Below are 14,430 nucleotides of genomic sequence, written 5' to 3'. Positions count from 1 at the left end.
GGCTTCCTCACTTCGCTTCTCGGGAGCGATAGCGCTCCGCCACGTCGTCGGCGAGCACCTGCCCGCGTTTCAGCGCCTCGTCGACGCTCATCCGGCCGGCGATCGCCGAGCTGACGTCCTGGCTGACCTGCGTCCCGAGGTCGGGGAACTCGGGGATGTCGACGAACTGGATCCCGATCGCGGGCCGCGGCTGGACGCCGGGGTTGCGCGGGTCGGCGGCCTCGATCGCCTGCCGGGTCGGTTCGGCGAACGCGCTCGCCTCCTTCACGTACTCCGGGTTGGTGTACGTCGACGCGCGCTTGCCGGCCGGGACGCGGGACCAGCCGAGCTCCTTGCCGACCAGTTCCTCGTACTGCTTGCTGGAGGCCCAGGAGATGAACTTCCAGGCGTTGTCCTTCTTCTTGCTGGCCTCCTGGATGCTCCAGGACCAGGCGTACAGCCAGCCGGAGCTGTCGGTCTTCACGACCGGCGCCGGGGCGTAGCCCATCTTGCCCTTGACCGGTGAGTTCGGTGCCTCCAGCGAACCGGCGGCCGACGTCGCGTCGTACCACATCGCGACGTTGCCCTGGACGAGGTTGTTCAGGCACTCGGTGAAGCCGGCCTGCGGTGCGCCGAGCTCGCCGTGGTTACGGACCAGGTCGACGTAGAACCTGGTCGCCTCGGTGAACTCCGGGGCGTTGACCTTGGCCTGCCAGTCCTCGGTGAACCAGGTGCCGCCGAAGGTGTTCACCACGGTGGTCAGCGGCGCGAACAGCTGGCCCCAGCCGGGCTGGCCGCGCAGGCAGATGCCGCGCATACCGGGCTGGGCGTTGTCGACCTTGGCCGCGATGTCGGCGACCTGCTGCCAGGTCGGCTTCGCGGGCATCGTGACGCCCTTGGACTGCAGGATGTCCTTGCGGTACATGAGGAAACTGGACTCGCCGTAGAACGGCTCGCCGTACACCTGGCCGTCGGCGCCGCTGAGCGACTCCGTCATCGGCTTCAGGACGTCTTCCTGGTTGAAGTTCGGGTCCTTGGCGATGTAGTCCGACAGCGGCGCGATCCACTTGCTGGTGGCGTAGATCGGGATCTCGAAGTTGCTCAGCGAGGCGACGTCGTACTGGCCGGCCTGGCTGGAGAACTCCTGGCTGATCTTGTCCCGGACGTCGTTCTCCGGCAGGACGGTGTAGTTGACCTTGATCCCGGTCTCTTGGGTGAAGTTGTCGGCGGTGAGCTTCTGCAGGTCGATCATCTGCGGGTTGTTCACCATCAGCACGTTGATGCTGTCGGCGCCCCCACCGCCGGCCCCACCACCCCAGCCGGCACAACCACCGGCCGTTGTCACCAAGGTGAGGGCCAGCACGACCGCCCCCACCCGCTTCCGCTGTTCCAGCACGAGCTGCTCCTTCGTTCCGTCGGACTCGCTCATCTGAGCAGGGCGTTGCTCAAAGTAGAGTGAAGCGTTTGCGCGGGGGTGGTGTCAAGAGGTCGCGCCGCATGAGAGCGCCTCGATGCTCACTTGAGCGAAGGAGGTTGAGGGTGAAGCTGAAGGCGGGCGAGCAGGTGGTGCCGGCTAGCGGTCTTCGGCGCGCGCGGCAGCCGCCGCACGCCGGGTCTCCTCGACACCCTCGAAGTAGGACGTCTCGAGCCGCCGGACCCAGAACGGGGTGAATACCGCCGGGAGGTTGGGCCAGAGGCCGAAGGCATCCAGCTCGCTCACCGCCACAACCAGCACGCCGACGGCCGTCAGGCCGATCACCACCCAGACCCCGAACTGGCTGAGCAGGCGGCCGTCGCCGGGCTCCGGTGCAGCGCTCTCCACCAGCGGGATCCGGGTGAGCGCCGAGGCGGTGAAGAGCGCGCAGGACGCCAGTCCGATCGCCAGCAGCGTCACGGCCACCCAGGTCTGGCCGGTGCCCCAGACGCCGTCGAGCCGGACCACGTGGATCGCCTGGACGCCGAGGGTCACCGCAATGAAGGCGTACGCGAGCGTGCCGGGGCGGGTCAGCCGGTTCGGCATGGGGTGGGCTCCGCTCGTGGGGGATGGCTCGCCGGTGACATCGGTGTTCGGATGCCTGGTGTTACCCGGGCGTTCGGGATGACGGAGAATGGCCCGGTGAGTGCGCGTGTTGTGCTGCTGGCCGGGCCGTCCGGGACCGGGAAGTCCCATCTGGCCGAACTGGTCGGGCTGCCGGTGGTCCGCCTCGACGACTTCTACCGTGACGGCGACGACGACGCGATGCCGCGGTCGCCGCTCGGGATCGTCGACTGGGACGACCCCGCGTCCTGGGACGCCGGGCGCGCGGTCGACGCGCTGGAGACCCTGTGCACGACCGGCACCGCGGAGCTGCCGACGTACGACATCAGAGCGAACGCGACCGTCGGGCACCACCGCGTGAGCACCGCCGGCCACCCGCTGGTGATTGCCGAGGGCATCTTCGCCGACCAGGTCGTCGCCGACCTGAAGAGCCGCGGCCTCCTGGCGGCGGCCATCTGCGTACGCCACCACCGGATCGTCACCTTCCTCCGCCGCTTCCAGCGCGACCTCCGCGAACACCGCAAGCCGCCGTTCACCCTGCTACGGCGTGGATTGCTGCTCCTGAAGGACGACCCACGCGTAGTCCGCCGCTGCCTCGACGCCGGCTGCGAACCCCTGAACCCCAAGGCCGCCCGCCGCCGCATCGCCGACCTGCTCGCCGCGGCCTCGACGCACTGAAGAAGACTCAAGCAGTACCGGTGCGGTGCCCGAAGGACGGTGTCGTCAGGACCGCCGACGCATCGGCGGCAGCCGACTGGACCAACGCCCGGATCCGCTCGGAAGCCTGGTCCGCAAGGGTGAACTCCGTCCCCAGCACGCCGATCGCCCCCAGCACCTCGCCGTTGCGGTGATAAACCGGCGCCGCGACCGACCGCAGGTGAGTAACGTCGTCCAGCCGCACCACCGCATCCGGCGTGCCTGAGAAGATCACCTGACCGAAGGCCGTCTGCTCGATCGCGCTCGTCACCCCGGGCCGTACGGGAATCCCGAACGGGTCCACCGACTCGGCCGCGTCGACCACCACCAGCTGACCGCCGTACGGCTGAGCGAAATGCGCACTGAGCCCGGTCGAAGTCCGCAGCGACTCCAGCGCGGCCCGCACGACCTTCCGCCACGGCGCGTCGGACAGCGCAGCCGCCGCGATCCCGAGGAAGCGCGGACCGATCCGGTACGTACTGTCCGGCTCGGCGACGACGAATCCCTGCGCCACCAGATGCTGCAGCAGCCGGTAGACCGTGGCCTTGGGCAACTCGGTCCGGGCCGCGAGATCGACGATCCGGTGACTCCCGCCGCGCTCGGACAGCGCCACGAGCACGTCCAGCACCTTGACCGCCGACGCCCGCGGCGAGTTTTCCGAACCACTGTCGCTCGTCATGATCACAGGTTATTGTAAGCAACCAGCGTTTCGTCAGATGAAACCAAAGTTTCATTTTCCAGCCGCAATGGGCGACGAGTCCCCGCTCGTCGAACCCCGAGGAGGACTGCGCCGTTGAGGAACCTCCAACCACCCCTGTCGCGCCGGCGACTGCTCCAAGCGGCCGCCGTCGGCGTCCCACTGCTCGGTCTGCCGACCCTCCTGGCCGGTTGCGGAGCGGACTCGCAGGCCGGCACCGGACGCCGGATCCGGGTCTCGCAGTCGGTCGACCCGACCACGCTCGACCCGCAGAAGCAGGGCGGGATGACGACGATGAACGTCCTGATCAACCTGTTCGACACCCTCACCGCGCGGGACGTGCACAACGAACTGGTCCCCCGGCTGGCCACCAGCTGGACGGCGGTCGACGACCACCACTGGCGGTTCGTGCTGCGGCGCGGAGTGACCTTCCACAACGGTGAGCGGTTCGACGCCCAGACCGTGAAGTTCAGCATCGAGCGCCTGCTCGACCCCAAGACGCAGTCACCGATCGTCGAGCTGCGCTACGTCACCGGCGTCCGGGTCGTCGACCGGTACACGGTCGACTTCGTGCTCGACCAGCCCGATCCGGTGCTCCCGGCCAAGCTGTCGCTGTTCGGCGGCGTGATGGTCCCGCCGAAGTACCTGGCCGACGCCGGCGACGAGAAGTTCGCCGCCGCGCCGGTCGGCACCGGCCCGTTCCGGTTCGAGAGCTGGAAACGCGGTGTCAGCATCCGGATGCGCGCCTACGAGCAGCACTGGGAGAGCAGACCCGGGTACGACGAGCTGGAGATCCAGACGATCCAGAACCCGGCGTCGGCGCTGGCCGCGTTGCAGAGCGACGAGGTCGACCTGGTGACCGGGCTGGTCCCGGACGCGGCGCTGCAACTCGAGGGCTACAAGGGGGTCCGGGTCAGCTCGTTCCCCGGGCTGCGGATGTCGTACCTGTCGCTGGACACCACCGATCCGGCCTTCTCCGACGTACGGGTGCGCCGGGCCCTGAACCACGCGATGGACGTACCGCTGCTGGTGAAGGCGACGCTGAACGGTCACGGCCGCGAGGTGCCGACGATGATCCCGCGGGAGTCGTTCGGGTTCGATCCGGCGATCGCGCCGTACAGCCGCGATCTCGACCAGGCCCGGCGGCTGCTCGCCCAGGCCGGCCACCCCGACGGACTGTCCACCACGCTCACCGCGTCCAGCACGGACGCGACCACGGCGCAGGCGATCTCCGGCCTGCTCACCAAGGTCGGCGTCCAGGCGAAGGTCTCGCTGCTGGACCCGTCGACGTACTCCCAGCGCCTGACCAGCGACAACCGCAAGGCGCTCGGCCCGATGTACCTGGCGTCCACCACCGGCTGGACCCTCGACGGCTCCAGCCCGGTGCAGTCCAACGTCCGGACCGGCCGCCGGCAGAGCCGCTGGACGAACCCGCTGGCCGACCAGCTGATCGACCGCGAGGAGAACTCGATCCGCCCCGCGGACCGGCAGAAAGCCTTCAGCTCCCTGCAGCGCCTGCTCTCCCAGGAGGCCCCTTTCGTGTTCCTCTACCAAGCCGACACCATCGTGATCTCCAACGACCGGGTGCGCTGGACGCCGAACGTGATCGGCCACCTCGCCCTGCAGAGCGCGGTGCGCGATGACTGACCTGATCGCGTCTCCAGCTCCCGCCGTACGGCGGACCGGCCGGAACCGGACCCTGAGCCTGGGCCGGACGGTGCTCGGCAAGATCGTCTCGTCGCTGATCGTGCTGCTCGTGGTCGCGACCGTGGCGTTCCTGCTGGTCCGGATCTCCGGCGACCCGCTGGCGCTGCTGCTGCCGCCGGACGCCACCAAGGAGCAGGCCGATCAGCTCGCCGCCGAGCTCGGCCTGAACCAGTCGCTGTTCGCGCAGTACGTCGACTACCTCGGCGGCCTGGTCCAGGGCGACCTCGGCCGGTCGATCTTCTTCGACCAGCCCGTGGTGTCGCTGATCGGCGAACGTCTGCCGGCCACTGCCCTGCTCGCGGTCTCGTCCCTCGTCCTGTCGCTGCTGATCTCGTTGCCCGCCGGCATCCTGGCCAGCGTCCACCGCGGCCGGATCACCGACACGATCATCAGCGGGATCGTCCTGATCGGGCAGTCGACCCCGGCGTTCTGGGTCGGCATCGTGTTCATCCTGCTGTTCGCCGTCCGGCTGCACGCGCTGCCGGCCGCCGGGTACGGGAGTGTGGCGCACCTCGTGCTCCCGACCTTCACGCTCGCGATCTACTCGATCGCGGTGGTGGCCCGGGTGCTGCGAACCTCCTTGGCCGAGGAACTGTCGGCCGACTACATCCGTACGGCGACCGCGAAGGGGCTCACCCGCAGCCAGGTCGTGATCGGCCACGGGCTGCGCAACGCGTCGCTTCCCGTCGTCACGGTGGTCGGGCTGGAGCTCGGATCCCTGCTGGGCGGCGCGATCCTGACCGAACAGGTCTTCTCCTGGCCGGGGATCGGCCGGCTCACGGTCGAGGCGATCGCCAACCGCGACTTCCCGCTGGTCCAGGGCGCGGTGCTGTTCTTCGCGCTGGTCTTCGTCGTGGTCAACCTGCTCGTCGACCTGTCGTACACGCTGCTCGACCCGAGAGTGAGGCTCGGCCGATGATCGTTCGCGTTCTCCGGGCCCGGATGGCCGTGCCCGCGTTGATCCTGCTGGCCCTGGTCGTGCTGTGCGCGATCCTGGCGCCGGTGGTCGCACCCGACGATCCCAACGCCCAGGACCTGCTGACCAGACTGAGACCACCCGGCTGGACCGGCGGCCACCTGCTGGGCACCGACAACCTCGGGCGCGACGTGCTCAGCCGGCTGATCTACGGCGCCCGCATCTCGCTGTTCGTGGGGCTGGCGGTCGCGCTGATCTCCGGCACGATCGGCGCGGTGATCGGGATCGTGGCCGGTTACCGCGGCGGCTGGGCCGACCGGGTGCTGATGCGGCTGGCCGACGTCCAGCTCGCGTTCCCCTCGATCCTGCTGGCCCTGGCCGTGGTCGCGTTCCTGGGCAACGGCCTGTGGGTGGTGATCATCGTGCTCGGGGTCACCAACTGGGTCTCGTACGCCCGGGTGACCCGATCGAGCGTGCTGTCGCTGCGCGAACGCGACTTCGTCCTGGAGGCCCGCGCGATCGGCGTCGGGCCGGCCACGATCATGCGGCGTCACCTGCTGCCCAACGTGTTCGCGCCGCTGATCACGATCGCCGCGCTGAACGTCGCCTCGGCGATCGTGGTCGAGTCGGCGCTGAGCTTCCTCGGCCTCGGCGTACCGGCCGAGATCCCGACCTGGGGATCGATGCTGGCCGACGGCCAGCTGTACCTCGGGACCTCCTGGTGGATCGCGGTGTTCCCCGGCCTGGCGCTGATGCTGACCGCACTGTCCATCAACATCACCGGCGACGCGATCCGCGACGCCGTCGACCCGAGGGCGTACCGCCGATGAGCGCACCGATCCTGACCGTCGACGACCTGCGCGTCGACTTCACGCTGCCCGGCCAGACCGTCCACGCCGTCCGCGGCATCTCCTTCGAGCTGCGGGCCGGCCGGACGCTGGCGATCGTCGGCGAGTCCGGCAGCGGCAAGTCGGCCACGGCCTGCGGCGTACTGCGGCTCAACCCCGAGCCGCCCGCGACGTACCCGACCGGCAAGATCCTGTACGACGGCCACGATCTGCTCCGCCTGCCCGAACCGGACCTGCGCACGATCCGCGGCGACCAGATCGCGATGGTCTTCCAGGACCCGATGTCCAGCCTCAACCCCGTACGCCGCATCGGCGCGCAGGTCGCCGAGGTCCTGTGCCGCCACCGTGGCGGACGCGCGTCGCGGTACCGCGACGAGGTCCTCGCGGCCCTGACCTCCGCAGGCATCGACGACCCCGAACGCCGCGCCGCGCAGTACCCGCACCAGCTGTCCGGCGGTCTGCGGCAGCGCGCGATGATCGCGATGGCCCTGGTGGCCGGCCCGCGGCTGCTGATCGCCGACGAACCGACCACCGCGCTGGACGTCACCGTCCAGGCGCAGATCCTCGACGTACTGGCCGATCTGCAGCAGGAACGGCAGATGGCCCTGCTGCTGATCACTCACGACCTCGGCGTGGTCGCCACCATGGCCGACGACGTGCTGGTGATGCGAGCCGGCGAGGTCGTCGAGAGCGGCGACGTGCTGTCGATCCTGACCGACCCGCAGCATCCCTACACCCAGCAGCTGCTGGCCGCGACACCCCGACTGCGCGAGGAGACCCCGGCATGACCGACCAACGGGTGCTGCTCAGCACTTCCCAGCTGTGCAAGGAGTACGACGTCCGCGGCCGCGCCCCAGTCGTTGCTGTAGACAACGTTTCGCTCGAGCTCCGGTCCGGTGAGACGCTCGCGGTGGTCGGCGAGTCCGGCTCGGGCAAGACCACGCTGGCCCGGATGATGCTCGGCCTGCTGCCGCCGACGTCGGGCCGCGTCGAGGTCGGTGGCCGGGATGTGTTCCGGTTGCCGGCCGCTGAGCTGCGCGCGCTGCGCCGCGATCTGCAGGTGGTGCTGCAGGATCCCTTCTCCAGCATGAATCCGCGGCTGCGCGTGGTCGACATCGTCGCCGAACCGCTCGTCACCCACGAGCCGCAGCTGCGCGGCCGGCGCGGCCGGGCCGAGCGGGAGGCGCAGGTCGCCGAACTGCTGACCGCCGTCGGGCTGGAGGCGAACGTCGCCTCCCGGTACCCGCACGAGTTCTCCGGTGGCCAACGGCAACGAATCTCGATCGCGCGGGCGCTGGCGCTCCGGCCCGAGGTGATCGTCCTGGACGAACCGACCAGCGCGCTCGACGTCTCGGTCCAGGCGCAGGTGCTCGACCTGCTGTCGTCGCTGCAGCGCGAGTTCCACCTGAGCTACGTGTTCGTGTCCCACAACCTGGCCGTGGTGCGGAAGCTCGCCGACCGGGTCGCGGTGATGCGGGCCGGAGCCGTGGTCGAGACCGGGCCGGTCGCCACGGTGTTCGACAGCCCGTCCGACCCGTACACGCGGGCGCTGCTGGACGCCGTACTGGAACCGGATCCGCGACGCGCCCGGCGCCGGCGGACGCTGGACGTGGCGTGAGGCCCGGCGAAGGACAGGCGGCTAGGCCCGGCGAAGGACCGGCGGCCAGGTCCGGCGAAGGACCGGCGGCCAGGTCCGGCGAAGGACCGGCGGCGCAGCTCGAGCGGCGACGGCGAAGGGACGGCTCACTGGCCGGACAGGCGGGACAGCACCAGGCCCGCGCCGCCGAGCAGCGCGACGTCGTCGGCGGCCGTGTCCGCCGCCACGACGCGCGGCCGCTCGGCGAACTCGGCCCAGTCGCTGACCGCACGCAGCCGTTCCTCGATCCGGCCGAGGAACTCGCCGCCGCCCACGGCCGCGTCGCCGTGCACGATGTAGAGGCCGGGAGCCAGCAGGTGCTGAACGGACGAGAGCCCGACGGCGAGGTTGTCGGCGTACTCGGCCATCAGGCGGCGCGCGCCGGTGTTCTGGCGGGCGGCGGCGATCAGGTCGCCCACGCCGGTGATCTCGCCGAGGCCGCGAACCGTCGCCTCCTGCCGCAGCCAGGTCGAGGTCGCGATCGTCTTCCAGCAGCCGAGGTTCCCGCAGGAACAACGCCGGCCGCCGACCGCGACCGTGATGTGCGCACCGCTGCGCCCGCCGAGCGGCGCGATCACCTTGCCCTCGTGCAGCAGGCCGACGCCGAGCGTGTCACCGGTCGCGACCGAGGCGAACGACGCGCGGCCCGCGCCCTGACCGAACCAGCGATCGCCGAGCACCTGCAGCCGGGCCCGGTGGTCGACGAAGACCGGGCAGCCGAGCAGCTTGGTCAGCGAGGCCGCGATGGGATACCCGGTGAAGCCCGGCCGGTCGTCGATCCTGCGCAGTACGCCGGTCGTGTGGTCGACCAGACCGGCGCTGGCCACTCCGACGCCACACGGATCGCTGCCCGCCAGGCAGCCTTCCACGGTGTCCTGCAGCGCCGCACGCAGGACGCCGGGGTCGTCGGTCGCCGGGAACTCCTGCTCGGCGCGCTGGACGATCCGGCCCGCCGGGCTCACCAGGGCCACCCGGACCGAGCCGGCGAGCAGCTCGACGCTGCCGATCAGAGACTCGCCCGGCGTTACACCGTCGCCGCGGTCGGCCTCCGCGGTCTCGGCGCCGACCGGCTGCAGGTGCCGATTGCTGCGGGGCACGTCGGCCATCGTTCCATCCTGCCTGAGCACTCGGGTCCGCGTCGGCTCCCGGCCGCGCACCCGAGCTCCGGCCCGTCCGATCGGAGATCGTTGCGATGACTGTACGACACCTCGCCCTGCTGCCCCGCGGAACCGTCAGGGCGCTGGCCGCGGAGGACGCCGTGGCTGTCGTACCGATCGGCGCGGTCGAGCAGCACGGCGACCACCTGCCGCTCGGGACGGACTTCCTGGTGGTGGAGGCGGTTCTCGACCGGGCGCTGGAGCAGCTGGACGACGACGACACCACCTGGGTCCGGCTGCCGACGATGACGTTCGGGCACAGCCCCCACCACCTGTTCACGGCCGCGGTGAGTCTGCGGCCGTCGACGTTGTCCGACGTACTGGCCGACGTCCTGTCCTCGTTGAGCCAGACCGGCTTCCGGCGGATCGTGATCGTCAACGGGCACGGCGGCAACGACGAACTCGTTCGGCTGGCAGTGAAGGCGCATGCCCTGCACACCGAGGGGACCGCCGCTGCCTGCTCGTACTGGACGCTCAGCGCGGAGACCACCGCCGACGCCGCGGCCGCCGAGCGACCCGAGCGGACGCCGGGCCACGCGGGCTGGTTCGAGACGTCGCTGATGCTGGCCGCCCACCCGGAACTCGTCGCCGACGACCGGCCGTTCCAGCCGTCCGACCCGCCGCCGCTCTTCGACCGCAGCCCGGCGCCCGGCCTCACGGTCGAGCGGTACGGCGAGTGGCCGCGCGTCGGCGGCCTCACCGACGACCCCGCGGAGGCGACCGCCGCGACCGGACGGTTGCTGCTCGGCCGCCGGGTCGCCGGGCTGGTCGCCGCGCTCCGCGGCCTCGACCAGGCGACCACATCCGCACCCGGCGACCGACTCCCATCCACCGACCGCGAAAGAGGTCCGCACGCATGATCATCACCGGCATCGACGTCCAGGTCGTCAACCTGCCGCTGACCAGTCCGTTCCGCAGCTCGTTCGAGACCAAGACCGGCGAGACCCGGACCGTCGTCCGGATCCGCACCGACGACGGTCAGGTCGGCTGGGGCGAGACGATGTGGGGCGCACCGGTCGCCCGGCTGACCGAGCAGCTGGCCGCGTCGCTGATCGGCAAGAGCCCGTTCGCGCTGGAGGAGTTCCACGCGACCCACACGATGGTCCCGTTCTTCTACGGGTACGTCGGGTACGCCGCGCTGGCCGGCCTCGACGTCGCCTGCTGGGACCTGATGGGCAAGATCACCGGCCGTCCGCTGACCGACCTGATCGGCGGCCGGGTTCGCGACACCGTCCCGATCACCGCGCTGATCACCCGCGCGGACGCCCCGGACGCGAACGACGCGGACCTTCCGGCCGCGCTCGCCGACCATGCCGCGAAGGTGGTCGCCGAGGGCGGCTTCACCGCGGTCAAGCTCAAGGGCACCAAGGACGTCGACGGCGACGTACGGATCATGCGGGCGCTGCGCGACCGGCTGCCCGAGGCCGAGCTGCGGGTCGACCCGAACGCCGCCTGGAGCGTGCCGGAGTCGATCCGGGCCGGACTCCGGCTCGAGGAGCTCGACCTGGAGTACCTCGAGGACCCCTGCTGGGGCATCGACGGGATGGCCCAGGTCCGGGAGAAGATCCGGATCCCGCTGTGCACGAACATGTGCGTGGTCGCGTTCGAGGACTTCGCGCCGGCGATGCGGCTCGGCGCGGTCGACGTGATCCACGGCGACGTCTACAAGTGGGGCGGGATCAAGGCGACCAAGGACCTGGCCGCGCACTGCGAGACCTTCGGGCTCGGGATGAACCTGCACAGCGGCGGCGAGCTCGGCATCGCGACCGCGGCGCACCTGGCCGTCGTCGCCTCCACGCCGGTGCTGAACCGGGCGATCGACAGCATGTACTACCTGCACGACGACGACATCATCGACCCGATCCCGCTGCACGACGGCCGGCTCACGGTCCCGGACGGCCCCGGCCTCGGCGTACGGGTCGACGAGGACAAGCTCGCCCACTACGCCGCGCTGAACGCCCGCGAAGGCGATCTGGTCAAGTGATGCCGGTGATCGAGGAGCTGCTGACCGAGGCCCGCCGGCGCCGCGCGTTCTCGGCGGCCGCATGGTCGGTGGGCACCACCGACCAGACGCACAGCCGGGGACTGCTCGGTACGACGGCCTGGAGCTCGGAGGTCGCCGTGACCGAGGACAGCCGGTGGGACCTCGCGTCCGTCACCAAACCGGTGGTCGCGATGGCGGTGCTGTCGCTGGTCGAGGACGGCGTCCTCACCTTGGACGACACGATCGCGGACCACCTGCCGTCGTACGCGGGAACCGACAAGGCCGGGATCCGGATTCGTGAACTGCTCACCCACACGTCCGGCATCCCTGGGCAGCAACCGCTCTACCGGTGGGCCCGGACGCGGGACGAACTGCTGGCCGCCATCCGTGCGCTGCCGCTGCTGGGTCCGCCCGGCGCGCAGGTTGCCTACAGCTCGCAGGGCTTCATCCTGCTCGGACTGATCGCCGAGGCCGCCGCCGAGGCGACGCTCGACGTACTGGTGGCCGAGCGGGTCACGCGGCCTGCGGGGATGAGCGGGACCGGGTTCGGCGTCCCTGATCCTGGGGTTGCTGTGGCCACCGAGGACGATCCGTGGCGCGGCCGCGTCGTCCAGGGCGAGGTTCACGACGAGAACGCGGTGGTGCTCGGCGCACCGGCCGGACATGCCGGGCTGTTCGGCACGCTGGCCGATCTGGAAGCTCTCGGCCGAACGCTGTGCGCACGGGGGTGCGGCGCTGCCGGACGGGTGCTGACGGAGGCCGGGTACGCCGCGATGATCGCGCCGCGGACCGATCAGCTGGCGTCGCGGCGGACGCTGGGCTGGCAGGGCGTGGACCCGGTCGACTCCGTGGCCGGTGATCTGATCGGGGCTCGCGGCTACGGGCATCTGGGGTTCACCGGGACGTCGTTGTGGGTGGACCCGGAGCGCGGCAGCTACGTGGTGCTGCTGACCAACCGCGTGCACCCGACCCGGCAGAATCCGGCCATCGGGCGCCTCCGCCGTACGGTGAACAACGCGGGCTTCGCACTCGCCAGTGGCTGAGCACCCGGTGACCCGTCGCTCACGGCGGGTTTTGTTGTTCGGTGGTTGCCTGGCGTTCACCTTCTTCTGATGGGGTCCGAGCGAGGAGTTCCCTGACCTGGCGGAGGAGTTGTGAGGCGGACTGGGCCGGGCGTGACCGTACTGGTCGTGTGCGCCCTGCTGGCGTTGCCGGGCTGCGCGGGTGGTGACGCGGGAGCCGTCACCACCGGTACGGCGAACAAAGCCGCCGCACCCCCGGCCCCGACCGCGCCACCGACCCCCGCGGCGGCGAAGAGCGCGCTGGCGGGGCTCGTCGTCGTACCGAACGGGTACGCCGCGGACGCGCGCGAGCTGAGTGGGCCGTTCACGCTGCAGTCGTTCCTCGGCACGCTCTCCGGCGTACCGGCCGAGGACCGTGCCCTGCTGCTGAACGCGAGCTTCAAGGAGGGCTACCAGGCGGTGCGGGTCAGCCCGGATCGCGAGAAGCAGTACACGATCCGCCTGTTCCGGACCGGCTCGAAGCGCAAGGCGCAGGACCTGCGCGCCGGCTTCCGGAGCCAGGACAACTTCACCGGCAAGTACGGCGTACCGGGCGTTCCCGACGTCCGCACCGGCCGCCGGGTCGGCCCCAACGGCGTCCCCGACGAGGCCGAGGCCGTCGCCCAGGCCGCGTTCGTCACCGGCAACCTGCTCGCCCAGATCACCGTCCGCCAGACCGGCCCGATCGCCGGCAACCTGCAGCCCGACACCACGCTGGCGACCGCGCTCGCTCAGCAGCAGTACAAACGCCTCACCACCAAGCCTTCCAGCTGATCAGCCGTCAGCCCGGAGGTAGTGCGCCCAGTATCCGCGCCAGGGCCCGTACCGCTCGGACAGCTGGATGAGTTCTTTCTCGTCGAGCGCCCGCCCGTAGACACGGGCCGCGGCGCGCAGGAACTCCTTCTCCGTCGGCATCTCGTCCATCCGGCCCAGACCGCGGATCAGCACGAACATCGACGACCACGGGCCGATCCCCGGCAGCGACAGCAGCTGCTCCTTGGCTTCCTCGTACGGCGCCTCACGCAGCTCCGTCTCGGACAGGTCGAGCCAGCGGCGGGCGGCGCCCTGCAGGTACCCCGCCTTGCGCACGTTGCCGATCACCTCGGCCAGGTCGTCGAGCGCCGCGACCTGCTCGGCGTCGGGGAACGCCGGGTAAACGATGCCGTCGGCCTCGAACAAGTTGCCGGTGCGCTCGATCAGCGCCGCTTTCGCCTGCACCGCAACGGCTCTCGGCGTCCGCTGCGACAAGATGGCCCAGGCAACGTTCTCCCACGGCGAGCTGAACTTCACCTGGTGGTACCCGTACAGCCGCTCCACGACCGGCCGAAACGCATCGTCCGCCAGCGCGTAGAAGTCCTCCAGCTCGTCGTCCAAACTCAGAAAGAACCGAATCCGATCCAGCGCCGCCTCGACGGCCGCATCCCCTCGCGCGCCGGTCAGCCGAACGTCCACCGCGCTCCCCTGCGCCGACACCTCGGCCAGCACGGTCTCCCCACCCACCCGCAGCGCCTTCACCAGCCGACCACTACCGACCTGCTGCTCCCCAGCAGTAGGCGAGAACCCACCGACAAACCGCAACGACAACCCGAAGTCGAAGGGTGCCGCCGCGGTCAGCTGATGCTCGGAAGAGGTCATAGAACCCACCATGCCCCACCCCACCGACACTCCGCCGGGGGGGGGATCCGGCTCTCTACCTCACGCTTTTCCCGCC

At 70.6% G+C, this 14,430-nt stretch carries 15 protein-coding genes; 10 read left to right on the top strand and 5 right to left on the bottom strand.

Annotated features, from left to right (window positions below; all coding sequences use genetic code 11):
- Positions 1-7 precede the first annotated feature (7 nt).
- Complete coding sequence (locus HDA39_RS37740) at positions 8-1,408, bottom strand: ABC transporter substrate-binding protein (RefSeq protein WP_184803533.1); 1,401 nt, start codon at positions 1,406-1,408, stop codon at positions 8-10.
- Between the two features lie 144 nt (positions 1,409-1,552).
- Complete coding sequence (locus tag HDA39_RS37735; RefSeq protein ID WP_184803531.1) at positions 1,553-1,999, bottom strand: hypothetical protein; 447 nt, start codon at positions 1,997-1,999, stop codon at positions 1,553-1,555.
- Between the two features lie 96 nt (positions 2,000-2,095).
- Here HDA39_RS37735 and HDA39_RS37730 point away from each other — a divergent pair, with 96 nt between their 5' ends.
- Positions 2,096-2,695, top strand: a complete 600-nt coding sequence (locus HDA39_RS37730) for an ATP-binding protein (RefSeq protein ID WP_184803529.1) — start codon at positions 2,096-2,098, stop codon at positions 2,693-2,695.
- A 7-nt stretch (positions 2,696-2,702) separates the two neighbouring features.
- On the opposite strand, the gene HDA39_RS37725 is transcribed toward HDA39_RS37730, so the two are convergent.
- Positions 2,703-3,392: an IclR family transcriptional regulator gene (locus HDA39_RS37725; RefSeq protein WP_202893242.1), complete on the bottom strand. Its 690-nt coding sequence runs from the start codon at positions 3,390-3,392 to the stop codon at positions 2,703-2,705.
- Positions 3,393-3,506: 114 nt separating this feature from the next.
- Here HDA39_RS37725 and HDA39_RS37720 point away from each other — a divergent pair, with 114 nt between their 5' ends.
- From HDA39_RS37720 to HDA39_RS37700, 5 genes are read left to right on the top strand one after another with little or no spacing between them, the layout of a single operon-like run.
- Complete coding sequence (locus HDA39_RS37720; RefSeq protein ID WP_202893241.1) at positions 3,507-5,057, top strand: ABC transporter substrate-binding protein; 1,551 nt, start codon at positions 3,507-3,509, stop codon at positions 5,055-5,057.
- Entirely contained in the window at positions 5,050-6,036 is a 987-nt protein-coding gene (locus tag HDA39_RS37715; RefSeq protein ID WP_184803527.1) for an ABC transporter permease, read from the top strand. Before HDA39_RS37720 ends, HDA39_RS37715 begins: the two co-directional genes overlap by 8 nt.
- Positions 6,033-6,863, top strand: a complete 831-nt coding sequence (locus tag HDA39_RS37710) for an ABC transporter permease (protein WP_184803525.1) — start codon at positions 6,033-6,035, stop codon at positions 6,861-6,863. The genes HDA39_RS37715 and HDA39_RS37710 overlap by 4 nt, the downstream gene beginning before the upstream one ends.
- Complete coding sequence (locus HDA39_RS37705) at positions 6,860-7,669, top strand: ATP-binding cassette domain-containing protein (RefSeq protein WP_184803523.1); 810 nt, start codon at positions 6,860-6,862, stop codon at positions 7,667-7,669. The genes HDA39_RS37710 and HDA39_RS37705 overlap by 4 nt, the downstream gene beginning before the upstream one ends.
- Positions 7,666-8,499 carry an ATP-binding cassette domain-containing protein gene (locus HDA39_RS37700; RefSeq protein WP_184803521.1) on the top strand — a complete coding sequence of 278 codons (834 nt, stop codon included), beginning with the start codon at positions 7,666-7,668 and terminating at the stop codon, positions 8,497-8,499. Before HDA39_RS37705 ends, HDA39_RS37700 begins: the two co-directional genes overlap by 4 nt.
- Positions 8,500-8,624: 125 nt before the next feature.
- Here the strand turns inward: HDA39_RS37700 and HDA39_RS37695 are convergent, their stop codons facing one another.
- Entirely contained in the window at positions 8,625-9,623 is a 999-nt protein-coding gene (locus tag HDA39_RS37695) for an ROK family protein (protein ID WP_184803519.1), read from the bottom strand.
- 86 nt (positions 9,624-9,709) lie between these two features.
- Between HDA39_RS37695 and HDA39_RS37690 the strand changes: the two genes are divergently transcribed.
- The 4 genes from HDA39_RS37690 to HDA39_RS37675 all read left to right on the top strand — a co-directional run bounded on the left by HDA39_RS37690 (position 9,710) and on the right by HDA39_RS37675 (position 13,493).
- The gene (locus HDA39_RS37690) at positions 9,710-10,534 is read left to right on the top strand and encodes a creatininase family protein (protein ID WP_184803517.1); all 825 of its coding nucleotides are present in this window, start codon (positions 9,710-9,712) and stop codon (positions 10,532-10,534) included.
- On the top strand, positions 10,531-11,658 hold the full coding sequence (locus HDA39_RS37685) for a mandelate racemase/muconate lactonizing enzyme family protein (protein ID WP_184803515.1): 1,128 nt from the start codon (positions 10,531-10,533) through the stop codon (positions 11,656-11,658). Before HDA39_RS37690 ends, HDA39_RS37685 begins: the two co-directional genes overlap by 4 nt.
- Positions 11,658-12,701 (top strand): serine hydrolase domain-containing protein, encoded by a 1,044-nt coding sequence (locus HDA39_RS37680; RefSeq protein WP_184803513.1) that lies wholly within the window; start codon positions 11,658-11,660, stop codon positions 12,699-12,701. Before HDA39_RS37685 ends, HDA39_RS37680 begins: the two co-directional genes overlap by 1 nt.
- 111 nt (positions 12,702-12,812) lie before the next feature.
- Positions 12,813-13,493, top strand: coding sequence for a hypothetical protein (locus HDA39_RS37675; protein ID WP_184803511.1), 681 nt, complete (start codon positions 12,813-12,815; stop codon positions 13,491-13,493).
- Here the strand turns inward: HDA39_RS37675 and HDA39_RS37670 are convergent, their stop codons facing one another.
- Positions 13,494-14,354 (bottom strand): DNA-3-methyladenine glycosylase family protein, encoded by an 861-nt coding sequence (locus tag HDA39_RS37670; protein WP_202893240.1) that lies wholly within the window; start codon positions 14,352-14,354, stop codon positions 13,494-13,496. It lies immediately after the preceding gene.
- Positions 14,355-14,430: the final 76 nt, after the last annotated feature.

It is taken from the genome of Kribbella italica (assembly GCF_014205135.1).
In the GTDB taxonomy this organism is placed as follows: Bacteria; Actinomycetota; Actinomycetes; order Propionibacteriales; family Kribbellaceae; genus Kribbella; species Kribbella italica.
Note: the sequence above shows the minus strand (reverse complement) of the source record. Positions and strands in the feature narration are given on the sequence as shown.